This window comes from Pseudomonas sp. MWU13-2862, assembly GCF_023242495.1.
GTDB classification, from domain to species: domain Bacteria; phylum Pseudomonadota; class Gammaproteobacteria; order Pseudomonadales; family Pseudomonadaceae; genus Aquipseudomonas; species Aquipseudomonas gingeri_D.
On record NZ_JALMEZ010000006.1, the window covers coordinates 1 to 23,504 of the forward strand.

Genomic DNA, 23,504 nt, shown 5'->3' on the forward strand with positions numbered 1-23,504 from the left:
CTCCCCTTCGAACTGCACTCGCTTCCGTTAGGTTGTCATTTCCGTTGGCTGTTCATCTATCACTGAATCCACCTGCCGTTGAGCCAACTCGATCAGATGCACGACACCCATCGCTACTTTGCGATTCGCACCGCTGAGATTGTCTGCATTTTCATAAGCAGTGGCGGCAGCGGAGTCCAGTATTGAGCTCGCGTTGACGAGGGCTTCTTCGCGGCTTTGTGGGACCGGGGGCTTGCCTTGTGTTCCTGCGATACCAGGGCGTTTTGGACCGCCACCCTGAGGCAGTATGTAGTACGCCAAAGCGCGATCAGCGGCTTGGGGATCAATGCTTTCGATACCGGAGGTTCCCGGTGGGCTGGGTGTGACCTTGTACATGGCAAATCTCCAATCTCACGGATGGAGCCGTCACCAGTATCGCTACCAAACGATTTGAGGGTGGCGGCTGTACACAGGTTGGTAGACCGGAAGATTGGAGAAACCGGCGCGCCCGAAGGTGCCCTGCGCACAGCCACCATAAAATGCAGGCAATAAAAAACGCCTGGTTCCAAGGGGGCGCTGTGCGCCAATCTATACCGGGCTACCAAACCCGATCACTGATATGCAGTGACGGACTGAAGACTAGCCAGCGAAATTGGCATGCACAAGTGGTCAGGATTTTCTAGGAAACTTCAGTCAAAGGAAAGCGAGTTGTCTTGCTGGCACTGCGAGATCACTGAAAAAGCACAGCTGATTTACAGGGGACTAAAAGGCGCTGAGCGCTGAGTTCGGCAAATGTTTTGACGTCGCACATCTGCACCATATGCGTGGTGTCTTCTTGGCGTTTCCAAAATACGACGCGCTGCGTCGCGAATTGAACTGGGCCATTTGGACTGAGAATATTTAGTCAGCGAAAAGGGGAGCAAGCTCCCCTTTATGTCGCGCTGCTTTCTGTCAGCTTGTTGCTCCAGCTGGCTGCTCCTCAATCACTGAATTCACTTGCCGTTGAGCCAGTTCGATTAGATGCACGACACCCATCGCGACCTTGCGGTTCGCACCCGTGAGGTTGTCGGCATTTTCATAGGCGGTGGCGGCAGCGGAGTCCAGGATTGAGCTGGCGCTGACGAGGGCTTCTTCTCGGCTTTGCGGGCCAGTGGGCTCGCCTGGTGTTCCTGCGATATCAGGGCGTTTTGGACCGCCGCCCTGAGGCAGTATGTAGTACGCCAAGGCGCGATCAGCGGCTTGGGGGTCAATGCTTTCGATACCGGAGGTTCCCGGTGGGTTGGGTGTGACCTTGTACATGGTAAATCTCCAATCTAGCGGTTGGAGCCACCACGCCTTCGCGACTAAACGATTGTGGGTGGCAGCTGTGCACAGGTTAGTCGACCGGAAGATTGGAGAAACCGGCGCACCACGAGGGTGCCCTGCGCACAGCCACCATAAAATGCAGGCAGTAAAAAACGCCTCATTCCAAGGGGGCGCTGTGCGCCAATCTATCCCGGGCGACTAAACCCGATCACTGAATAGGCAGTGACGGGCTGAAGACTAGTCATCGAAATTGGCAGGCGCAAGCGGTCAGGATTTTCTAGGAAACTTCATTCAAAGGAAAGCGAGTTGTCTTGCTGGCACTGCAAGATCACTGAAAAGCGCCGCTGATTTAACGGTGTTAAAAAGCTGAAAGGGTAGTTGGCCGGGAGCAAGAACTCTCCGGCTGGGCCCCCGATTTTCCAGGTACTTAGGACTGATAGGGCTCAGTGGGCATATGGATTTCCACTGCCTGTCAAATACCAGGCCCAGTCACATGGGCCGGCAATCTGGCCAAGCGATCCCATCCTTCTGCGCTGATCCCTGAGCTGTTCGGCAACCACAATTTTTGTAGCGGCAACTGCTCCAACACGGACACCACGGCTGAAGTGAGCTGCGATTCCCCCGGACCCGCCGCGAGTGTCAGATCTCGCAGTGGCAAATGCGCCAGGTGGGCGACTCCGACGTCAGTGAGCCAAGGACTTTCATACAACCCGAGGCGCCGCAGCGGCAGATCGCGCAGGCAGGCCAAGTCGGCGTCGCGCAGATCCAGACCGCTTATCTCCAGTTGCTCCAACGGCAATCCCAATTCGACGAGCATTCGCAAAGCCTTGCCGTCAATGCCGTGACAAAAACTGAGATTAAGCCGCTTCAGCGGCAGACCCGCCAGTTGCTTCAGTTCCTCCCCGGTGATGTCGTTCAATGAAAGGTCCAGCGATTCCAGCTCCAAACCGCGCAGATCGCGCAACGTATGCGCGTCGATGCCTTGCACATCGGAGAGCCCCAGGCGCTTCAGTGGAAACGCGTGCAGCACATCGAGCCGCTCGATCATTTGCTGTGAAGATTTAAGATCCAGATCGGCGAGTGGCATGCCTTCCAGTTCGGCAATGTCGTCCTCGCCGATATACGAAGATTGCAGCGAAAGCCGTTCGATCGGCAGGCCCTGGATGGCGTGGAGCATGGCGTCGGTTGCGTAACAGTAATCGAGGCTCAGCGAGCGCAATGCGGTCAGGCCGCGGAGCCAGGAAGGGTCCTTCAGGATTGCGCCATTCCAACCTAGCGATAGTTGCTCGAGTGGATGATGACCCAAGTGCTGCATTCCACGTGAAGTGAGTTCCCCTGCGCGTTCGAATGTGAGTGAGCGCAACTTGAGTCGTGACAGTCCGAGCAGGCCGTCGTCGGTGACCTCATCACAACGGTTCAACGACAACTCCTGCAGCGCGCCACTGCCGAGTTGGTGGAGGAAACGGTCGTCGAAGTCTTCGCCGTAGGTTTTCAACTTCAGTCGGCGCAACCGTTCGAGTGACGGGAGGCTGCTGGCGTTGTCATCGCGCGAAAAGCCACTGATTTCCAATGTCTCGAGGGCAACGGCTGGCAAACGTTGCGATACAGTCTGATCGAAGCTGAATTTCGGGCTGTTGAGTACCAGCGTACGCAGTGGCAGCCCAGCCAGGGCATCAAGCCAGTCAGGCTCGGCATTCTCCAGCTCGACATGGTCTACGGGCAGTCCACGAAGCTGCGACAACAATGTCTTGGGGCGATTGGTATGCGCGGTGGCGTTCAACTGCGCGACAACAGCGATAGCAGCCGGATCGCGCAGGCCGGCGGCTACTCGTAGACCATCCAGTGAGGCCTCTCCGCTGTCGAGCAGAGCACGATAAAGCGAAGCACGCGCGGCAATGTCATCGGGTGTGGCAGAGAGTTGGGCCATCAGAGCGTTGCGGTTCAGCACTATTGACGAGTCCGAAGTGAGTGAGCCGAAAGGATTGATGGAGGTATTAGCCAGTGATGTCGGTCATGTGTCCAGAGGCTGGTGTAAAAAAAAGGGCAGCCAACTCACCTAGGTGTTCGGTCACGAAAATGATCAAGATCGAAAGGTGGGCAGATATCCCGTGAGCGATCACCTTGGCAATCACTCGGCGGGAGCGTAGCGGTATCTCCGAGGGGGCTGTTTGTTGAATGGGTCCGCGGGCCAAAATCCTACAGATGGCGTTGAGTTGTCTGGCATTCAATGCGGTCACTTCCTTTTGGCCTCGACCGTAAGCTTCGGCAACTGGACCGAATAGCTGATTTCTCTGTTTTCGTCGGTCCCTCTCAAGGAGTGAACGACCGTTGAAACAGGGCTCTCGTTAACCGTGGGTCATTACGATTCCAGGGGCAATTACTCGCCCACGCCCGGCCCGTGCATTCCTTTGCCGACGCGCAATATTGAGCGCCGCGCACCACCGCCACCGGCCTATAACGGCGACTTCTACAGCCAGCCAAGGCGGACCATTGAGCGCGAGGCTCCGATCAGCACCTGTCATGTCGGTTTGAAGTTCATCTGGGATAACGGGGAGGGTTTGGGTTGTGATCTGCCTTGCGTGCTGACTCCGGCCAGTGGCGAGCCCATTCGGACTCGGTTGGATGAGTACAGCCGGTTTGTCGGCAGTATTCCCGATGGGCCTTATCAGGCGCAGATGCTGGCGGAAGTGGACACTGAAGAGATGCTGGTCCGCAGCCGTGCCGAGGTGCAGGCCGCGTTGGCCGCGATCCTTGAGGCGGAGCGTGCCGAAGCGGCGGCGCTGCAGGCCATCCAGGATGAGCGCAGCTTTGTCGCCAACGCGTTCCATACCCACCTGGCGATAGGCAAGGGCGCGCTTTATGCCGCGTGGGGATTGGTCAAAAGCCTTAAGGAATATGGCGATCTGATCAGCCCCTTCGTTAGTTTTTCCAATGTTGTGGTGGCGGCTTGGAACGCTGACGCCTCCAATGGCGGTAGTTGGATCGTCTCTTTTCGCGACAGTTTTTCCCAGGAGCAGCATCGCGAACTGGTTGAGGCGCTGGGTTTCGACCCAAGCAAAATCACCCGTGAACAACTGGCCGAAAGCTACGAAACGGCGTGCTTCGTGATGGAGGACGGGCCGAGCCGGGACTTGCTGGCGCGATTTGCCGTCGACTATGTAAAAGCCCAGAACCGCGAAGAGATCGCCGAGCTCAGCGGTGCAGTGGTCTTTGAGATTGTGCTGATTGCGCTGTTGGTCATGTACAGCGGTGGTGCTGGTTTGGCGGCGAAAGGCGCGGCGTCGGTGCGAAACCTGGCATTGACTCAACGTCTGGGAACTGGACTGAAACGGCTTGGCCAAGGCCTCAAGAACGCTAGAATCAAAAAGGCGGGAAGGGCCGAAGGGAACGGCGCTGGCGCGCAGATCGTCAGAGTTGAATGGCCTAAGGAAATTGATCCGGCGACTTTGTACCGGCCAGATAGGAAACTAGTGAATGACAAGCATGGTAGGCCCGTTCCCGATGTTCCCGAGCCCCACACCCAGCTTGCAAATAGAAGAGGAAGAAAAGATGAGTACAGACAAGCCCGGGAGTGGAATCTGAACAAGGATGGCAAGTTGGAGCCCACGCGTGATATCGACTTTACCGATCACGGGCGCCCCAAAGAGCATACGAATCCGCATCAGCATGATTTCACCCCAAATCCTACGGGTGGGACACCAAAGCATGGGCCTGCAAAACCACTGGAGTATCCGTGATGTACTCAGTCACCTTGGCATCCTTCCGAACGGATGGAACAGTCCTGTTACTAAAAGATTTGCTGGAGGTCATTCCTGATAATGATTGGGTGTGGTCGGTTCTTGAGTTTCAAGGGGTGGGCTGTGCACCTAATGACCTGTCTATGGATGAGTATGAGGATTTTCTCCGCTCTCAGGAGAAAGGAGACATCATGGCATGGGAGCAATTGCTTGAGTTTGCGCTGCCGATGGAGCAAACGTTCAACTGCCTTGTGATTGCAGTCAATACGACTACCGAAATCATCAAGCCTGCTGGTTTTGAAATAGTGCCAGAAACCTATGTCTTGGCGATTGAAGCATTCGATAGTACCAACTGGAAACTTTGGAGCGACAACCCTGAAATTATTCGAGCGGTGAGGCAGCTTCCAAACGTTAGATTGTTGAATAAAGACAGTAATTAAAGCGGTTTCAACACGAGAGAAAAAGGCATGAGCGACACTCCTGTTAGCCTGAGCATGGAATTACCTCAGCCTATCGCCGATGCTCCGTCATCGCCGACAGCACCACCGAAGTCGCCGCTGTCCTCGTCTCCACCCCCAGCTTGATATACACGTGCTCCAGATGCTTGTTCACCGTACGCGGGCTCAAGTCCAGGATGGTGCCGATATCGCGATTGGTTTTTCCACAGGCCACCCAGCGCAGCACTTCCACCTCACGTCCCGTTAGCTGAAAACGCGCCGACAACACCTGGCTGGCCGGTTCATCATTCAAACTCAAGGCCGCCACTGGCTGTGACGCCGCACGTGCCGACAACAACGTGCGCGAGGTGCGCAAATGCGCCGCCACCCGAGCCAGTACTTCGGCTATCTGAATCGGCTTGGTCACATAATCACTGCCACCCACCTCAAACCCCTGAACCACATGCCGACTCTCCGTCAGCGCGGTCATAAACAGCACCGGAATATCAGCACTCTCCGGCTGCGCCTTGATCCGCCGACAGGTCTCAAACCCATCCAGCCCCGGCATCATTGCATCGAGCAAGATCAGGTCCGGGCGCCGCCGCTCAATCCGGTTCAACGCACTCAACCCATCCAGCGCCACCAGCACCATATAACCGGCATCGTTAAGCGCATCGGACAGCAGCGCGAGGTTATCCGGCGTGTCATCCACAATCAGCACGACACCGGGTTCAGCGACTGTGGTCAGTGCATTCATCTTCTGCCTCCTTGAGGGTGCGGTTGATTTCGTCCAGGCGAAAGTTCTTCAGCAGTTTGCGGATCGACCCGATAAAAGCCGCTGTGTCCGGCGCTTCAGCCTGGATGCTGTCGAGCTTTTCCTGCAAGCCACGGACATAGCCGATGGCGCTGAGCTCGCCGAGGGCAACAAGGTCAGGGTGTGAAGGCAAGACCCAGGGTTCGGGGAGTGCCGCCGGCGCCGGCTTTTCACGCCGCACCCAATGCAGATCAAGTTGCTTCTGAATCCTCTCCAGCAACTCCGGCGTGCGCACCGGTTTGGCCAGGTAGTCATTGCAGGCGCTGGCCAGGTTGCGCTCGTCGCTGAAGGCATTGGCCGAGATCACGATGATTGGCACCGTGGACAGCGCATTGCGGCGGATCAGGCGGCTGGTTTCCCAGCCATCCATGGTCGGCATCGACAGGTCCATCAGAATCAGGTCCGGCCCCAGCAACGCCACCTGACGAATCGCTTCCTGGCCGTTGCTGGCCTGCACCACTTCGAAGCCCAGCGGCGTGAGCATGCCGTTGAGCACCTTGCGATGGTCCACATGATCGTCCACCACCAGCACCCGGCGTCGTGGTCCCTGGTAGCCGATGATGTCGTGCTCGACATGGACCACGGCTCGGGGCGCCCGCACCTGGGAAAGAAACAGCCGCACCTGGAAGCAGGTGCCCTTGTCCTGCTGGCTCCTGACCTGCAATTCGCCGCCCATCAGCGAGGTGAGCATGCGGGTGATGGTCAGGCCCAGGCCGACGCCCTTGTCCTGGCGCATCAGGTCGCCGCGTTCGAACGGCTGGAAGATCCGCTCGATATGCTCGGGATCAATGCCGATACCGGTGTCGATAATCTCGAAGTTCGCGGTTTCGCGCATGTAGCTGACCCGCAGGCAAACCTCGCCGCTGTCGGTGAAGTTGACCGCATTGCCCAGCAGGTTGATCAGGATCTGTCGCACACGTTTTTCATCGCCACGCACCACCGCCGGCATCTTGCCGATCAGTTCCAGGCGAAAGCGCAGACCCTTTTCCTGGGCCTGAGGAGTGAACATCAGTTCCAGGTCATGGATCAGTTCCGGGAAAGGAATTTCCGTCAGTTCCAGGCGCAGTTTGCCGGCCTCGATCTTGGCCACATCGAGCAGTCCGTCGATCAGTGACAGCAGGTGCGAACCACTGCGCAGAATGGTCGCCAGGGCATCCTGGTGCTGTTCCGGCATGGCCGCGTCGCGCTGCAGGTTCTGGGTAAAACCGAGGATGCTGTTGAGCGGCGTGCGCAGTTCATGGGACAGCCCGGTGATATAGCGACTCTTGGCCGCATTGGCTGCCTCGGAGGCTTCCTTGGCATCCTGCAGGGCCTGGTCGGTGACTCGGTGGGCGGCGATTTCCTGCATCAGTAATTGCGTCTGGCGAGTCGATTCTTCCTGGGCCACATGGCGGCTTTCCCGGGTCAGGACGATCCACCAGGCGAGGATCGCGGCCAACATCGAGAGCGTCAGGAAGGCCTTGAAAAACGCCTGGTACAAGGTCGCCGAATGAGGCAGCCCCTGGGAAGCCTGGCCGTAAATCAGCGCCAGGGCGCCGCTGAGCATCAGGATCAGTACCAGCAATAGACCGAGGTAATGCATCAACCGGGTGTGCAGGCGCGGGACCATGGTGCTGGGCAATAACCATCGCAGCAGCGATTCGAACTGTGCGGACAGTCGCCCCTGGGGTTTGCAACGATCACCGCAACGCGCATCCAGCGAACAGCACAACGAGCAGATAGGCGTGCTGTAGGCCGGACAGAACGCCATGTCCGCGACTTCGAATGGATTGCTGCACAGACCACAGGTGACCTGCGTACTCGGCTGCACCGGCCGCAGCAGCAACGGGTCGCTGGTGCGGGCGATGTAATAGCGGCTGCCGGTGGCCCAGGCCAGCAACGGGACCATGATCAGTGCCGTACCGAGGGCGACAAAGGGCGGCGCGGCCTGGGCCAGGGCACCGAACAGTCCGAAGTGGGCGAGGATCGACAGCAACGAGGCAATCACCATCGAGCCGACGCCCACCGGGTTGATGTCGTAGAGGTGCGCGCGTTTGAATTCGATATGTTTCGGCGACAGCCCCAGCGGCTTGTTGATCACCAAGTCGGCGACCACCGAACCAATCCAGGCGGTAGCGATATTGGCGTAGAGGCCGAGCACCTGGTCGATGACATCGAACACCCCCAACTCCATCAGCATCAGCGCAATCGCCACATTGAACACCAGCCACACCACACGGCCGGGATGACTGTGGGTGACCCGGGCGAAGAAGTTCGACCAGGCCAGGGAGCCGGCGTAGGCATTGGTCAGGTTGATCTTCATCTGCGAGACAAAGACGAACAGCACCATGGCGCCCAGGGCCCATTCCGGCGAGGAGAACACATAACTGAAGGCCACCAGGTACATCTGCGTCGGTTCGGCGGCACGCTCCATGGGGATTTCGTGTTGCAGGGCGAGAAAGGCCAGGAAGGCCCCGGCGGCCATTTTCAGGGCACCGGGGATGATCCAGCCGGGGCCGGCGCAGAGCAGGGCGGCCCACCAGCGTTTGCGGTTGGCCGAGGTTTTCTCCGGCAGGAAGCGCAGGTAGTCGACCTGTTCGCCGATCTGCGTCACCAGCGAAAGAGCCACGGTACAGGCCGCGCAAAACTCCAGCAGATTGAAGTCACCACCGCTGGAGCTGCGACCGAGGAAGCTGGTCCAGTCGCTGAAGGCCTGGGGATTTTTCACCAGCACGAACAGGTAGGGCAGCACCAGCAACACCAGCCACAGCGGTTGGGTCCAGAGTTGCAGGCGGCTGATCAGCGTCACCCCGTAGGCCACCAGCGGGATCACCAGCACGGAGCAGATCACATAGGCGAAGGCCAGCGGGATATGGAAATACAGCTCCAGGGCCAACGCCATGATCGCCGCTTCCAGGGCGAAGAACAGGAAGGTGAAGCTGGCGTAGATCAGCGAGGTGATGGTCGAACCGATATAGCCGAAGCCGGCGCCGCGGGTCAGCAGGTCCATGTCGACGCCGTAGCGGGCGGCGTAGTAGCTGATGGGCAGGCCGGTGAAGAAGATCACCAGGCTCACCGCGAGAATCGCCCAGAAGGTGTTGGTGAACCCATAACTCAGGGCCAGCACTCCGCCGATCGCCTCCAGGGCGAGGAACGACACCGCGCCCAGGGCGGTGTTGGCAATGCGCAGTTCCGACCACTTGCGAAAGGACTTCGGCGTGTAGCGCAGGGCGTAGTCCTCCATGGTCTCGTCGGCGACCCAGCTGTTGTAGTCGCGACGGATCTTGGCGATGCGCTGGGTGCCGGGTGGTAGCACGGTGAAAGACTCCTGCTGTCAAGGCGCTCCGTGCCTGGCGTTGTAGTGGTGAAAAATTGAGCAATTTTCATGCCCCAGGCTGGCGGGCCGCACCAGCGGTTACCCGTGCGCGTGCCTGCGCGTGAGGCGGTCAGGTGGCACGGGCCTGGGGCGCTAGCCTGCGCCAGCTTGGTGCGAATTTCCCTACGTCAAATGACGTATGCCTTTACGTCAGGCTGCGTATACCGGCCGCCGCTCCTCGCCGCCATGCTGATGCCATCACCGTTGCTGGCCGCCCTCTCAGGCGAACCGCAGCGCCACCGCAGAGGAGTAGCAGCATGGAACCACGATTGATCCGCCCCCAAGGTCTGTTGCCGCGCCGTCTGGCGCTGGGAGCAGCGGCCCTGTCGTTACTGGCCGCCAGTGTATTCAGCCAGGGGGTGATGGCGGACGAGGCCAACACCACCGGCCTGGCCGTGACCCCGACTGAAGTCACCGTCGGCCAGTTGCACTCGGCCACCGGCACCATGGCGATTTCCGAAACCGGTTCGATCCAGGCCGAACGCCTGGCCATCGAGCAGATCAACGCTTCGGGCGGCATCCTCGGTCGGCAGATCAAGGTGATCCAGGAAGACGGCGCCTCCGACTGGCCGACCTTCGCCGAGAAGGCCAAGAAGCTGCTGGTCAACGACAAGGTGGCGACGGTGTTCGGCTGCTGGACCTCGGCTTCGCGCAAGGCCGTGCTGCCGATCTTCGAGAAGGAAAACGGCCTGCTCTACTACCCGACTTTCTATGAGGGGCTGGAGCAGTCGAAGAACGTGATCTACACCGGCCAGGAAGCCACCCAGCAAATCCTCGCCAGTCTCGACTGGATCGCCAAGACCAAGGGCGCCAAGACCTTCTACCTGGTGGGCTCGGACTATATCTGGCCGCGCACCTCGATGAAGATCGCCCGCAAGCATATTGAAAACGTGCTGCACGGCACCGTGGTCGGCGAAGACTACTACCCGCTGGGCAACACCCAGTTCGGTTCGCTGATCAACAAGGTCAAGCTGAAGAAACCTGATGTGGTGTTCGCCGCAGTGGTCGGTGGTTCCAACGTGGCGTTCTACAAGCAACTGAATGCGGCGGGCGTCAACTCGACCAAGCAGACCCTGCTCACCCTGTCGGTAACCGAAGACGAACTGCTGGGCATCGGCGGCGAGAACATGGCCGGTTTCTATGCCTCGATGAAGTACTTCCAGAGCCTGGACAACCCCAACAACAAAGCCTTCGTCGAAGCCTTCAAGGCCAAGTACGGCAAGGATGCGGTGATTGGCGATGTGACCCAGGCGGCTTATCTCGGCCCGTGGTTGTGGAAAGCAGCAGTGGAGAAGGCCGGCAGTTTCGACGTTGACAAAGTGGTCGCTGCCTCGCCAGGCATCGAGCTGAAAACCGCACCTGAAGGCTACGTGAAAGTGCACGACAACCATCACCTGTGGAGCAAGACCCGCATCGGTGAAGTGCAGTCCAATGGTCAGTTCAAGGTGGTCTACGAGTCGGGTCTGATCGAGCCGAATCCGTTCCCTAAAGGTTACCAATAACGTTCGGGCCCTATCGCCGGCAAGCCGGCTCCTACAGGGGCTGGTTTGCCGGGGATGCGGTTTTTTACTTCCACCGCAGGAGACCATCATCATGGAATGGCTATCGGAATTTGGTGCCATCGCGGCCATGCAGGGGTTCAACGGTTTGTCCGTGTTCTGCGTGCTGTTGTTGATGGCGCTGGGGCTGGCGATCATCTTCGGGCAAATGGGGGTCATCAATATGGCCCACGGCGAGTTCCTCACCATCGGTGCCTACACCACCTATGTCTGTTCGAGCCTGACCAGCCATTTCGCCCCGGCGTTCCAACCCTACTATTTTTTCTTCGCCATCGCGTTGTCGTTTCTGATCGCCGGCGCCATCGGCTGGCTGGTGGAGTGGGCGATGATCAGCCGACTCTACAAGCGGCCGCTGGACACGCTGCTGGCAACCTGGGGCCTGTCCCTGGTCATGCAGCAGACCTTCCGCTCGGTGTTCGGCGCCCGTGAAGTCAGCGCCACGCCACCGGAGTGGCTGATGGGGTCGTTCAACCTCACGGACTCCATCGAGATTCCGCGCAACGGCCTGTTCATGATGGCCCTGACCTTGCTGCTGACGGCAGGCATTTTTGTCCTGCTCTATCGTTCGCGCTGGGGCCTGCATGTGCGCGCCACGGTGCAGAACCGGTTGATGAGCCGGGCCGTGGGCATCAATACCCGCAAGGTCGACCGCATGACCTTTGCCCTGGGTTGCGGTGTCGCCGGGGTGGCTGGCGCGGCCTTCACCACCATCGGTTCCACCGGACCCACCGCCGGCTCGCAGTACATCGTCGACACCTTCCTGGTGGTGGTCTTCGGCGGTGCGCAAAGCCTGTTCGGCACCATCGCGTCGGCGTTCGTGATTGCCCAGACCCAATCGATCTCGGAGTTTTTCCTCAGCGGTTCGATGGCCAAGGTGCTGACCCTGTCCGGGGTCATCCTGATCCTGATGCTGCGCCCCCAAGGGCTGTTCTCCATCAAAGTGCGCAAGTAGAGGCGAGCCGATGAACGTTCTAGACAAGATGCTGGCGGGCAAGCCGAACCTGCTCGGCGTGGCGCTGTTGGCGCTGCTGATTTTCGTGGTGTTTCCGCTGACCCTGGATGCCTTCCGGTTGAACATGGTGGGCAAGTATCTGACCTATGCCTTCGTTGCCGTCGGCCTGGTGTTGTGCTGGGGGTATGGCGGCATTCTCAGTCTCGGGCAGGGTGTGTTTTTCGGTGTCGGCGGCTACTGCATGGCGATGTTTCTCAAACTGGAAGCCTCCGATCCGGTCAGCACCAAGATCCAGACCACGCCGGGCATTCCGGACTTTATGGACTGGAACCAGATCACCGAACTGCCCTGGCTCTGGGTGCCGTTTCACAGTTTCAGTTTCACGCTGCTGGCGGTGATTGTGGTGCCGGTGTTGCTGGCCTTCATCATCGGCATTGCACTGTTCAAGCGACGGGTCGGGGATGTGTATTTCTCCATCGTGACTCAGGCCATTGCGCTGATTCTCACAGTGCTGATTGTCGGCCAGCAGGGCCTGAGCGGTGGGGTCAATGGCATCACCGATCTCAAGACGCTGCTCGGCTGGGACCTGCGCACCGACAGCGCCAAGCTGGTGTTGTACTTCATCAATGCGGCGCTGCTGTTCGGCTGCATTTTTATCGGCCGTTTTGTCCTCGCTTCCAAGCTGGGGCGCTTGCTGATGGCGATGCGCGACAAGGAGGAGCGGGTGCGTTTCTCCGGTTATGACGTGGCGACCTTCAAGATTTTTGTGTTCTGTATCGCCGCCGGCTTCTCGGCCATTGGCGGCGCCATGTTCGCCTTGCAGGTGGGCTTTATGTCACCCACGTTCGTCGGCATCGTGCCGTCCATCGAGATGGTGATCTTTACCGCGGTCGGCGGGCGGATGTCGCTGCTCGGCGCGGTGTATGGGGCCCTGCTGGTGAACTACGGCAAGACCTATTTCTCCGAGTCCTTTCCCGAGCTGTGGCTGTACCTGATGGGCGGGCTGTTCATTGCCGTGGTCATGTACTTCCCCAATGGGCTGGCCGGGCTCTGGGACAGTCATGGTCGCCAGGCGCTTGCTCGATTGTTGCGGCGTTCTCCGCGTTCGCAACCGGTGGCTGCGTCCTTGCCGCAGGCCGTGCGTGTCGAACCGAAAGCCCCAGCCCCTGAACGTCCTTCCCTGGAGACACAGCCATGACCGCCATCGGTTTTCAGATGAACAAACCGGTGTTGGCCATCGAGGGGCTGACGGTGTCCTTCGATGGTTTCAAGGCGGTGGACAACCTCAACCTGTATATCGACCGCAATGAAGTACGGGTGGTGATCGGACCCAATGGCGCGGGCAAGACCACGGTGCTCGACCTGATCTGCGGCAAGACCCGCGCCACCAGCGGCAGCATCCAGTTCGACGGAAAAGAGCTGACCAGGATGCACGAGTACAACATCGTCCGTGCCGGTGTCGGGCGCAAATTCCAGAACCCGTCGATCTACGAAAACCTCACGGTGTTCGAGAACCTGGAGATGTCCTATCCGGCCGGGCGCAAGGTGTTCAGCGCCTTGTTCTTCAAGCGCAGCGCGGCGGTGATTGCGCGGGTGGAAGAGGTGGCCCGGGAGATCTTTCTCGGCGATATGCTGGAGCAACAGGCCGACCTGCTGTCCCACGGCCAGAAGCAGTGGCTGGAGATCGGCATGCTGCTGATGCAGAACCCCGACCTGCTGATGCTCGACGAACCCGTCGCAGGGATGAGCGTCAACGAGCGCGTGCAGACCGCCGAGTTGCTCAAGCGCATCAGCCAGGGCCGTTCGGTGCTGGTGATCGAGCACGATATGGAATTCGTCAAGAGCATTGCCCACAAGGTCACGGTGCTGCACCAGGGCAAGGTGCTGGCCGAGGGCAGCATGGAGTCGGTGCAGAACAACCCGAAAGTCATCGAAGTCTATCTGGGCCATTGAGGAAGCAGGTATGTTCAACATCAACAAACTGTCCTGTGGCTACGGCCAGAGCCAGATTCTCCATGACCTCGACCTGGCCGTGGCCAAGCAGGAAATCGTCGCCGTGATGGGGCGCAACGGCATGGGTAAGACCACGCTGTTCAAGAGCCTGATGGGCATTCTTCCGCAGTGGGGCGGGCAGGTCAGTGTCGATGGTCGTGAGGTTTCCAGCCTTGAGACCCACGAGCGGGTCGAGCACGGCATCGCCTATGTGCCCCAGGGGCGGATGATCTTTCCCAGCATGACGGTGCTGGAAAATATCCAGACCGGCTTGCCGGCTTCGGCCCGAGGCCAGGTGCCGGAAGACCTCTATGCGTTGTTCCCGGTGCTCCACGACATGCGTTCGCGCAAGGGCGGCAACCTCTCGGGCGGGCAACAGCAGCAACTGGCGATTGCCCGGGCGCTGGCGACCAATCCCAAGGTGTTGTTGCTGGATGAACCCACCGAAGGCATCCAGCCGTCGATCATCAAGGACATCGCCCGGACCCTGAAGGAAATCCGCACCCTGCGGGATTTGACCATCGTGGTTTCCGAGCAGGTGCTGTCCTTCACCCTGGAAATCGCCGACCGCTTTCTGGTGATCGAGAAGGGGCGCTTTGTTATCGAGGAAACCCGCGACAAGGTCGACGAGGTGACGATCAGCCGTTACCTCTCCGTATAGACATCTACCCTCTGTAGGCACCGCTTTGACCCGGACTCGAAACCCCGGTCAACGCGGTCCCCTGTAGGAGCCAGCTTGCTGGCGATGAGGCCCTTGAGCCTTGCATCGCCTGTTCGGCCGCTATCGCCAGCAAGCCAGCTCCTACAGATTGCGGTGTTGCGAGGGGCTACGTCATCCGACGTATTGGCCGATTCGCGTCGCCATTCGAGACTGCCAGCAACGCTGTACATCCCTACTGTCCAGGAGCTTTGCCATGACCGATACCTTGATCAAAGTCGACCTCAACCAGCCCGCCACCGAGAACGAGCAGATCCACAACCGCTGGCATCCGGACATTCCGATGGCCTGCTGGGTCAAGCCGGGGGATGACTTCATTCTCGAAACCTACGACTGGACCGCCGGGGCGATCAAGAACAACGACGATGCTTCCGACGTGCGCGATATCGACCTGTCCACCGTGCACTACCTCTCCGGCCCGGTCGGCGTGCACGGCGCCGAACCTGGCGACCTGCTGGTGGTCGACCTGATGGATATCGGCGCCAAGGCCGAATCGCAGTGGGGCTTCAACGGTTTCTTTTCCCGGCAGAACGGCGGCGGCTTCCTCACCGATCATTTCCCCAGTGCGCAGAAAGCCATCTGGGATTTCAAAGGCATGTTCACCAGCTCGCGGCACATTCCCGGTGTCAACTTCGCCGGCTTGATCCACCCCGGCCTGATCGGTTGCCTGCCCGACCCGGTGATGCTCGCCGACTGGAACCGCCGCGAGCAGGAACTGATCGACACCAACCCGACCCGCGTGCCGCCCCTGGCCAACGCGCCGCTGGCCGCCACCGCACATATGGGCCGACTCAAGGGCCAGGCCCGCGATGACGCCGCCGCCACCGGCGCCCGCACCGTGCCGCCGCGCGAGCATGGCGGTAACTGCGATATCAAGGACCTGTCCCGTGGGTCGAAGATCTTCTTCCCTGTCTACGTCAACGGCGCCGGTTTGTCGGTGGGCGATCTGCACTTCAGCCAGGGCGACGGCGAGATCACCTTTTGTGGCGCCATCGAGATGGCCGGCTGGGTACACATGAAGGTCGAGTTGATCAAAGGCGGCATGGCCAAGTACGGGATCAAGAACCCGGTGTTCAAGCCAAGCCCCATCACCCCGAACTACAAGAACTACCTGATTTTCGAAGGCATCTCGGTGGACGAGAGCGGCCAGCAGCACTACCTGGACGTCAACGTCGCCTACCGCCAGGCCTGCCTCAATGCGATCAATTACCTGACCAAGTTCGGTTACTCCCCGGCCCAGGGTTATGCCCTGTTGGGATCGGCACCGGTGCAGGGACATATCAGTGGCGTGGTGGATATCCCCAATGCCTGCGCGACCTTGTGGCTGCCGACCGAGATCTTCGATTTCGATATCAACCCCAACGCCAACGGCCCGATCAAGCACCTGGATGGCAGCATCGACCTGCCTATCGCCCACGATCTGTAAGGCGTCATCAAGATTCCGGGAGTGCGAACCATGCCGACTTACGAATACCAGTGCCAGGCCTGCGGCCCCTTCACCATGCTGCGGCCCATGAACCAGCGCCATGAACCTTGCCAGTGCCCCTATTGCGGCGGCGCTGGCGGTGGCTTGCAGCTTTCGGCGCCGGCCTTGAACTGTCTGTCGAGCAGTCAGCGCCAGGCCATCGCCACCAACGAACGTAGCGCCCATGCGCCGCAGACCGTCGCCGAGTACCAGCAGCGGCGTCATCCCAAGGGTTGCGGTTGCTGCGCGCCAAGCAAACCGGTGGTGCCGACCAAGGCCAATCCCCTGGGACTCAAGAGCAAGACCGGGCCACGGCCCTGGATGATCAGTCACTGACAGAGGTTTTTCTCCATGCGCCATGGCGACATTTCCAGCAGCCCGGATACCGTGGGTGTTGCTGTCGTGAACTACAAGATGCCGCGCCTGCACAGCAAGGCCGAGGTCATCGACAATGCCCGCAAGATCGCCGAGGTGATCAAGGGCATGAAGCAGGGGCTGCCCGGGATGGACCTGGTGGTGTTCCCCGAGTACAGCACCATGGGCATTCTCTATGACCATGACGAGATGATGGCCACCGCCGCGACCATTCCCGGCGAAGAGACCGCGATCTTTTCCGCGGCCTGTCGCGAGGCCAATACCTGGGGTGTGTTTTCCCTGACCGGCGAACGCCACGAGGAGCATCCGCACAAGGCGCCTTACAACACCCTGGTGCTGATCGACAATCAGGGGCAGATCGTCCAGCGCTATCGCAAGTGCATTCCCTGGTGTCCTATCGAAGGCTGGTACCCCGGCGACCGCACCTATGTCTGCGACGGCCCCAAAGGCATGAAGATCAGCCTGATCATCTGCGACGACGGCAACTACCCGGAGATCTGGCGCGATTGTGCGATGAAGGGCGCGGAGCTGATCGTCCGTTGCCAGGGCTATATGTACCCGGCCAAGGAGCAGCAGGTGCAGATGTCCAAGAGCATGGCCTGGGCCAATAACTGCTATGTCGCGGTGGCCAACGCCGCCGGTTTCGACGGGGTGTATTCGTACTTCGGGCACTCGGCGATCATCGGCTTCGACGGCCGTACCCTGGGTGAGTGTGGCGAAGAGGAAATGGGTATTCAGTACGCCCAGTTGTCGATCTCACAGATCCGCGATGCGCGAGCCAACGACCAGTCGCAGAACCATCTGTTCAAGTTGCTGCACCGTGGCTACACCGGCATCTACGATTCCGGCGATGGCGACAAGGGCATCGCTGAGTGTCCGTTCGAGTTCTATCGCACCTGGGTCCTGGATGCCGAGAAGGCCCGGGAGAATGTGGAGAACATCACCCGGCGCACGGTGGGCGTGGCGGACTGCCCGGTGGGGCAATTGCCCCACGGCGGTAAAGAAAAGACCGCGGGCTGAAGCATGTCGTCGATCCAGCAGGTCCCCGCATCAGGGCAGCCCGAGGTGCGTCCGCTGACCTCGCGGTTCACCTTCGAACCGCAGCAGGTGATGGCGCTGCTGCGTAAGCGCATCGTCGGCCAGGACGCGGCACTGGCGGCGGTCGAGGCACAGCTCAAGGTGCTCAAGGCGGACATCGGCGACCGCGATCGGCCGCTTGGGGTCAACCTGTTCATGGGCCCGACGGGTGTCGGCAAGACCGAGATCGTGCGCCTGCTGGCCCTGGCCATTCATGGTCGTAGCGATGCGATGTGCCGTATCGATATGCAGACCTTGGCCCAGGAACATTACGCGGCGGCGCTGACCGGTGCGCCGCCGGGTTATGTGGGCAGCAAGGAAGGCGTCAGCCTGTTCGACAGTGAGTTGATCGAGGGCACTTACAGTCGTCCGGGCATCGTCCTGTTCGATGAGCTGGAAAAGGCCAGCGACGAGGTGTTGCGCAGCCTGCTGGGGATTCTGGAAAGTGGCAGGCTGACCCTGGCGGGCGGCAGCCGTACTTTGGATTTTCGTAACAGCCTGATCTTCATGACCAGCAACATCGGCGCACGGCAGGCCAACGCTCGACGGCAGCGTTTGAGTGGGGGCTGGAGACGTTTGCTGGGTTGGTTCGCAGAGGCTGAATCACGGCTGCTGGAGCGGGCGTTGCACAACCGTTTCGAACCGGAGTTTCTCAATCGGATCGATCGTATCCTGGTGTTCGAACGCATCGAGGGTCGCTGGCTCGACGCATTGTTGGATATCGAACTGAGCAAGCTCAATCAGCGCCTGGGGCCGCGGCGCCAGCTGTTGGTGGACGAGTTGGCCCGTGCCTGGCTGGGACTCGATCACGATCCGCGCTTCGGCGCCCGCGCCCTGGTGCGCAGGGTGCGGGTCGAGTTGGAACCGGCGATTGCCGATTGCCTGCTGGCCTGTGCCGACGCCGGGCAGATGACGGCGACGGTGCAGGGGCAGCGGTTGGTGGTGTTGCCGCAGGGCTAGCTTTCTGCGATCTCTACTCGATTGCGGCCCTTACCCTTGGCTGCGTAAAGTGCCTCATCCGCCACCGACAGCAACCGCGAGAGTTCGTACCCGGATTCCCCCGTGGTGACCAGCCCGATACTCACGCTGAGAAAGCCGGGTTCCAGCAGCGTCAGCCCGGCAAAGCCGGCCCTGATCCGCTCCGCCACTTCCATCGCGCGGGCTTTGTCGCTATCGCCCAGCACACAGGCAAACTCTTCGCCGCCAATACGCCCGAATACATCCGCCGGGCGCAGGATCTGTGTCGTTACCCGGCCGAAGGCGATCAGTGCCTGGTCGCCCACGGCATGGCCGAAGGTGTCGTTCAGACGCTTGAAGTGGTCCAGGTCGCAGAGCAGCAGCGCCGCCGCCGTGCCCTGACGCCCGCAGTCGGCCAGCAGCTTTTCACTCTTGAACATGAACGACCGCCGGTTGCCGACGCCGGTCAGGGGATCGCTATAGGCCGCCGCCTTGAGCTGGCGCTCGGCGCGCTCCTTGACCATGGCCAGGGTGACGTAGCCGATCCCGACCACGTAGAGCATGGACTCGAACAGCATGAAGGAGAAAAACGGCACGCCTTCGCCGCTACCCGCGAGGGCCTGGTCCAGGCCCATGCCGGCGTCAGTAAAGGTCCGCACGCAGTAGAACAGAGTATTCAGTGCTGTCAGTGTCAGCGCGGGCAGGTAGGAGGCTTCGAGGCTGTGGCGACTACGCCAGAACTCCAGCAAGGTCAGCACGCCGTAGCCGACCGTCAGCACCGAATAGGCGGCCACCCGCAATGGCAGTGACTCCAGGAAGGTTGGCACCGTGCACAGCGCGAGCCAAGTCAGCGCGCCAGCGAGCATGCCTGGGACCGAGGGCGCGCGCCCGGCAAACACGCGCATGGCCGTCCAGTTCATCGCTGCGCTCAGCAGCAGCACCACGTTGCCCACCACCAGCGGTACAAAGTCGACGCCCAAGCCACGCAAGCTCACCAGCAGGATGCCGAGGGATGCCAGCAACATCATGCTGCCCAGGTAGGCGAGGCAGCGTTCGCGGGTTTCCCGCAGCCAGGCGTGCAGGCTCAGCAGCCCCATCAGGCAGAAGATGAAGACCGAGACCAGCAGCAGGGTGGGGATGTGCAGCAGTGTCATGTTCGGGCAACCCTGTTCAGCCGGCGACCGGGGGGCGCCCGGGACGGCGGCGGTGGGTGCCAGGGCACACCGCGAGTTGGAAAGCAGGACTTGGCACGTGAGCGAGCATCTTGGCAATCACTCGGCGGGATTGTAGCGGGATCTCCGTGGGGTTGCCTGCTTGTTGAAGGGGGCTGTTGACCAGGGTCCTACAGATGGCGTTGAGTTGTCTGGCATCCAATGCGGTCACTTCCTTTCGGCCTCGACCGTAAGCTTCGGTAACTGGGCCGAGCAGCTGATTTTCTGTTTTTCTCGGTCCTTCTCGAAGGAGCGAACGACTGTTGAAACAGGGATCTCGTTAACCGTGGGCCATTACGGTTCCAGGGGCAATTACTCACCCACGCCGGGCCCGTGCTTTCCTTTGCCGTCGCGTAATACTGAGCGTCGCGTGCCGCCTCCAGAGCCTTATAACGGCGACTTCTACAGCCAGGCAAAGCGGACCATTGAGCGCCAGATTCCGACCAGCACCTGCCATGTCGGTTTGAAGTTCATCTGGGATAACGGCGAAGGCTTGGGGTGTGATTTGCCTTGCGTGCTGACCCCGGCCAGCGGCGAGCCCATTCGGACTCGGTTGGATGAGTACAGTCGGTTTGTCGGCAGTATTCCCGATGGAGCTTATCAGGCGCAGATGCTGGCGGAGGTCGACACCGAAGATCTGGTGGTCCTCAGCCGCGCCGAGGTGCAGGCCGCGCTGGAGGCGATTCTCGAAGCAGAGCGTGCCGAAGCGGCGGCGTTGCAGGCTATCCAGGATGAGCGTGGTGTTGTCACCAATGCATTCCATACCCATTTGGCGATTGGCAAGGGCGCGCTTTATGGCGCTTGGGGATTGGTCAAGAGCGCCAAGGAATATGGCGACCTGATCAATCCCTTCGTTACCTTTTCCAATGTCGTGGTGTCCGTCTGGAACGCCGACGCTTCCAATGGTGGCAGTTGGATCGCTTCCTTTCGCGACAACTTTTCCCAGGCGCAGCATCGTGAACTGATTGAGGCGCTGGGCTTCGACCCAAGCAAGATCACCCGTGAACAACTGGCCGAAAGCTACGAAACGGCGTGCTTCGTGATGGAGGACGGGCCGAGCCGGGACCTGCTGGCGCGATTTGCCGTTGACTATGTAAAAGCCCAGAACCGCGAAGAAATCGCCGAGTTCGGTGGTGCGGTGGTCTTCGAGATAGTGCTGATCGGGCTGTTGGTCATGTACAGCGGTGGTGCTGGTCTGGCGGCGAAAGGTACGGTGTCGATGCGTAACCTGGCATTGACGCAACGTCTGGGCTCTGGGCTGAAACGGCTTGGTCAAGGCCTCAAGAACGCTAGAATCAAAAAGGCGGGACGGGCAGAAGGGAAGGGCGCTGGGGCGCAGATTGTCAGGCTTGAATGGCCTAAGGAAATTGATCCGGCCACTTTATACCGGCCAGATAGGAAATTAGTAAACGACAAGCATGGTAGGCCCGTTCCCGATGCCGAAGAGCCCCACACCCAGCTTGCAAATAGAAGAGGAAGAAAAGATGAATACAGGCAAGCCAGAGAGTGGCATTTGAACAAAGATGGCAAACTGGAGCCCAAGCGAGATATAGACTTTACGGATCACGGACGCCCCAAAGAGCATACGAGTCCGCATCAGCATGATTTCATCCCAAATCCCACGGGGGGGACGCCCCAGCACGGGCCCGCAAGACCACTGGAGTATCCGCAATGAACTCAGTCACCTTGGCGTCTTTCCGGGCGGATGGAACAGTCCTGTTGCTAAGCGATTTGCTGGCGGTCATTCCTGATAATGATTGGGTGTGGTCAGTTCTCGAGTTTCAAGGTGTGGGTTGTGCACCTGATGGCCTTTCTATGGATGAGTATGAGGCTTTTCTACTCTCTCAGGAGAGAGGAGGCATCATGACGTGGGGGCAATTGCTTGAGTTCTCACAATCGATGGAGCAAACGTTCAACTGTCTTGTGGTCGCAGTCAATACGGTCGCTGAAATTATTAAACCCTCTGGCTTCGAAATAGTGCCAGAGACTTATGTTTTAGCTATTGAAGCATTCGATAGTACCTGCTGGACACTTTGGAGCGACAGACCGGAAATTACTCAGGCGCTAGGGTTGGTGCAGGGGCTGAGTGTCGCAGGTGGCACAAGTGGGAACATTTCCTAAAAATCACATCATCTGCACTCATGTGCACTTCAAATGTTGACACTATGAATACGGATAACCGAGATTGACCCGGCGGTCGAGGTTGTCTGGTGGGTCGGCATCTGTTCTGAGGTCAAAGTGCCATAGGCGGAATAGTTACTGTCAGGACCGTGTATCTCTGAATGAATGTGAAAAGTCAGGCGCCCTAGTGGGTCGGGGTGGTTTATGGATGCGAATAAAAACAACAGTACCCGAAGACTTTCAGGAGAAAACACATGATGCCGCGAAAATTGTTGGGTTGCGCGACTGCAATATTGGGATTGAGTCTCGCTGCTTCGGTCAGCGCGGCTGAACTGAAACAGATCGGCACATTGGCGGTTCCAGGCGAGCCTCTCAACGGCTTCGACATCAGCTATGTCGATCAGGCGACCAACCGTTATTATCTGGCCGATAGAAGCAACAAGGCTATCGACGTGTTCGATGGCGCCAGCGGCAAGATGGTCGACCGGTTGCCCGGCGGATTCGCAGGACAATTAAAGACCAGTAGTGTGTCCGGCCCGAACGGCGTCGTCGTGGTTGGTGGCGAGGTGTGGGCCAGCGACGGCGACAGCACTGTGAAGGTCATCGACCTCAAGACGAAAAAAGTCACGGATAGCCTTTCCACCGGCGGAAAATTCCGGGTTGACGAGATGGCCTACGATCCGAAGGCCCACGTTGTGCTTGTCGCCAACAATGCCGACGAGCCGCCGTTCCTGACGCTGATTTCGACCAGGCCCGAACACAAAATCATGGCCAGGATTTCCCTTGAGGACGCCACGGACGGGATCGAGCAGCCCGTCTACGATGCGGTGACAAAAAGGTTCTATGTTTCGATTCCAGAGTTGAAGAAGGATAAGGCCAAGGGTGCCGTCGCGGTCATCAACCCGGCCAGCGGCAAGCTCGAGAAATTGCTGCCAGTCAATGACTGCCATCCCAACGGCCTGGTGCAAGGACCAGGTGCAAACCTGCTGTTAGGTTGCGACGCTGGCGGCAAGGGCAGCGGTCTGCCGCCGGTATTCGTCGTGATGAAGACCGACGGTTCGGTGGTCAAGGTCATTCCAGGCCTCGGTTCCGCCGACATGGTCACCTACAATCCGAAGCTCAAGCAGTATTACACCGCTTCGCGCGGCATGCCGGACGGCCCGGAGCTCGGTGTTATCGACGCAAAATCCAATACGATCGTCCAACGCATAAAGCTGCCCGGCGGCAATCCGCATTCGGTCGCGGTCAGCGAGAAAAATAACCACGTCTTCCTGCCGCTCAGTGCGAAGGACGGAGGCTGTAATGGTTGCGTGGCGGTGTTCGCGCCGGGCAGCTAGCAGGACAAGTGCTTTTGGCGCTGCATGACCGGGCGCGGAATGTGTGCAGCAGGCTGCTGCACACATTCCGCGGGGACCACAGAGCTGACCAGATCCGAAATCTTTGATCCTGC

At 59.6% G+C, this 23,504-nt stretch carries 20 protein-coding genes; 14 read left to right on the forward strand and 6 right to left on the reverse strand.

What is annotated here, in order from left to right; genetic code table 11:
• Nucleotides 1–27 precede the first annotated feature (27 nt).
• The 3 genes from M5C56_RS12350 to M5C56_RS12360 form a co-directional block, all read right to left on the reverse strand.
• Nucleotides 28–375 (reverse strand): hypothetical protein, encoded by a 348-nt coding sequence (locus M5C56_RS12350; protein ID WP_218227283.1) that lies wholly within the window; start codon nt 373–375, stop codon nt 28–30.
• A gap of 555 nt (nt 376–930) precedes the next feature.
• The gene (locus tag M5C56_RS12355; RefSeq protein WP_103498962.1) at nt 931–1,278 is read right to left on the reverse strand and encodes a hypothetical protein; all 348 of its coding nucleotides are present in this window, start codon (nt 1,276–1,278) and stop codon (nt 931–933) included.
• A gap of 478 nt (nt 1,279–1,756) precedes the next feature.
• Nucleotides 1,757–3,211, reverse strand: coding sequence for a hypothetical protein (locus tag M5C56_RS12360; protein WP_103498963.1), 1,455 nt, complete (start codon nt 3,209–3,211; stop codon nt 1,757–1,759).
• Between the two features lie 481 nt (nt 3,212–3,692).
• Here M5C56_RS12360 and M5C56_RS12365 point away from each other — a divergent pair, with 481 nt between their 5' ends.
• Nucleotides 3,693–5,021, forward strand: coding sequence for a hypothetical protein (locus M5C56_RS12365; RefSeq protein WP_247263176.1), 1,329 nt, complete (start codon nt 3,693–3,695; stop codon nt 5,019–5,021).
• Nucleotides 5,021–5,461 (forward strand): hypothetical protein, encoded by a 441-nt coding sequence (locus M5C56_RS12370; RefSeq protein WP_103497664.1) that lies wholly within the window; start codon nt 5,021–5,023, stop codon nt 5,459–5,461. The genes M5C56_RS12365 and M5C56_RS12370 overlap by 1 nt, the downstream gene beginning before the upstream one ends.
• Nucleotides 5,462–5,531: 70 nt before the next feature.
• On the opposite strand, the gene M5C56_RS12375 is transcribed toward M5C56_RS12370, so the two are convergent.
• Both M5C56_RS12375 and M5C56_RS12380 read right to left on the reverse strand, forming a co-directional pair.
• Nucleotides 5,532–6,215, reverse strand: a complete 684-nt coding sequence (locus M5C56_RS12375) for a response regulator transcription factor (RefSeq protein ID WP_103497665.1) — start codon at nt 6,213–6,215, stop codon at nt 5,532–5,534.
• Entirely contained in the window at nt 6,190–9,567 is a 3,378-nt protein-coding gene (locus M5C56_RS12380) for an ATP-binding protein (protein WP_103497666.1), read from the reverse strand. Before M5C56_RS12380 ends, M5C56_RS12375 begins: the two co-directional genes overlap by 26 nt.
• 317 nt (nt 9,568–9,884) lie before the next feature.
• Between M5C56_RS12380 and urtA the strand changes: the two genes are divergently transcribed.
• The 9 genes from urtA to M5C56_RS12425 all read left to right on the forward strand — a co-directional run bounded on the left by urtA (nt 9,885) and on the right by M5C56_RS12425 (nt 18,725).
• Nucleotides 9,885–11,129, forward strand: a complete 1,245-nt coding sequence (gene urtA, locus M5C56_RS12385) for an urea ABC transporter substrate-binding protein (protein ID WP_103497667.1) — start codon at nt 9,885–9,887, stop codon at nt 11,127–11,129.
• A 91-nt stretch (nt 11,130–11,220) separates the two neighbouring features.
• The gene (gene urtB, locus M5C56_RS12390; protein ID WP_177104652.1) at nt 11,221–12,138 is read left to right on the forward strand and encodes an urea ABC transporter permease subunit UrtB; all 918 of its coding nucleotides are present in this window, start codon (nt 11,221–11,223) and stop codon (nt 12,136–12,138) included.
• A 10-nt stretch (nt 12,139–12,148) separates the two neighbouring features.
• The gene (gene urtC, locus M5C56_RS12395) at nt 12,149–13,336 is read left to right on the forward strand and encodes an urea ABC transporter permease subunit UrtC (protein WP_103497668.1); all 1,188 of its coding nucleotides are present in this window, start codon (nt 12,149–12,151) and stop codon (nt 13,334–13,336) included.
• Complete coding sequence (gene urtD / locus M5C56_RS12400) at nt 13,333–14,091, forward strand: urea ABC transporter ATP-binding protein UrtD (protein ID WP_103497669.1); 759 nt, start codon at nt 13,333–13,335, stop codon at nt 14,089–14,091. Before urtC ends, urtD begins: the two co-directional genes overlap by 4 nt.
• Before the next feature lie 10 nt (nt 14,092–14,101).
• Complete coding sequence (urtE, locus tag M5C56_RS12405; RefSeq protein WP_103497670.1) at nt 14,102–14,791, forward strand: urea ABC transporter ATP-binding subunit UrtE; 690 nt, start codon at nt 14,102–14,104, stop codon at nt 14,789–14,791.
• A gap of 253 nt (nt 14,792–15,044) precedes the next feature.
• Complete coding sequence (fmdA, locus tag M5C56_RS12410; RefSeq protein WP_103497672.1) at nt 15,045–16,274, forward strand: formamidase; 1,230 nt, start codon at nt 15,045–15,047, stop codon at nt 16,272–16,274.
• Nucleotides 16,275–16,304: 30 nt separating this feature from the next.
• Nucleotides 16,305–16,649, forward strand: coding sequence for a zinc ribbon domain-containing protein (locus M5C56_RS12415; RefSeq protein WP_103497673.1), 345 nt, complete (start codon nt 16,305–16,307; stop codon nt 16,647–16,649).
• A gap of 15 nt (nt 16,650–16,664) precedes the next feature.
• Nucleotides 16,665–17,708, forward strand: a complete 1,044-nt coding sequence (locus M5C56_RS12420) for an aliphatic amidase (RefSeq protein ID WP_103497674.1) — start codon at nt 16,665–16,667, stop codon at nt 17,706–17,708.
• Nucleotides 17,709–17,711: 3 nt separating this feature from the next.
• Complete coding sequence (locus M5C56_RS12425) at nt 17,712–18,725, forward strand: AAA family ATPase (protein WP_247263175.1); 1,014 nt, start codon at nt 17,712–17,714, stop codon at nt 18,723–18,725.
• On the opposite strand, the gene M5C56_RS12430 is transcribed toward M5C56_RS12425, so the two are convergent.
• Nucleotides 18,722–19,876 carry a GGDEF domain-containing protein gene (locus M5C56_RS12430; protein WP_103497675.1) on the reverse strand — a complete coding sequence of 385 codons (1,155 nt, stop codon included), beginning with the start codon at nt 19,874–19,876 and terminating at the stop codon, nt 18,722–18,724. The genes M5C56_RS12425 and M5C56_RS12430 overlap by 4 nt on opposite strands.
• A 205-nt stretch (nt 19,877–20,081) precedes the next feature.
• On the opposite strand from M5C56_RS12430, the gene M5C56_RS12435 reads away from it, so the two are divergent.
• The 3 genes from M5C56_RS12435 (at nt 20,082) to M5C56_RS12445 (ending at nt 23,391) form a co-directional block, all read left to right on the forward strand.
• On the forward strand, nt 20,082–21,608 hold the full coding sequence (locus M5C56_RS12435) for a hypothetical protein (RefSeq protein WP_247263174.1): 1,527 nt from the start codon (nt 20,082–20,084) through the stop codon (nt 21,606–21,608).
• Nucleotides 21,605–22,054 (forward strand): hypothetical protein, encoded by a 450-nt coding sequence (locus tag M5C56_RS12440; RefSeq protein WP_103498199.1) that lies wholly within the window; start codon nt 21,605–21,607, stop codon nt 22,052–22,054. The genes M5C56_RS12435 and M5C56_RS12440 overlap by 4 nt, the downstream gene beginning before the upstream one ends.
• A 254-nt stretch (nt 22,055–22,308) precedes the next feature.
• The gene (locus M5C56_RS12445; protein WP_103498200.1) at nt 22,309–23,391 is read left to right on the forward strand and encodes a hypothetical protein; all 1,083 of its coding nucleotides are present in this window, start codon (nt 22,309–22,311) and stop codon (nt 23,389–23,391) included.
• Nucleotides 23,392–23,504 lie beyond the last annotated feature (113 nt).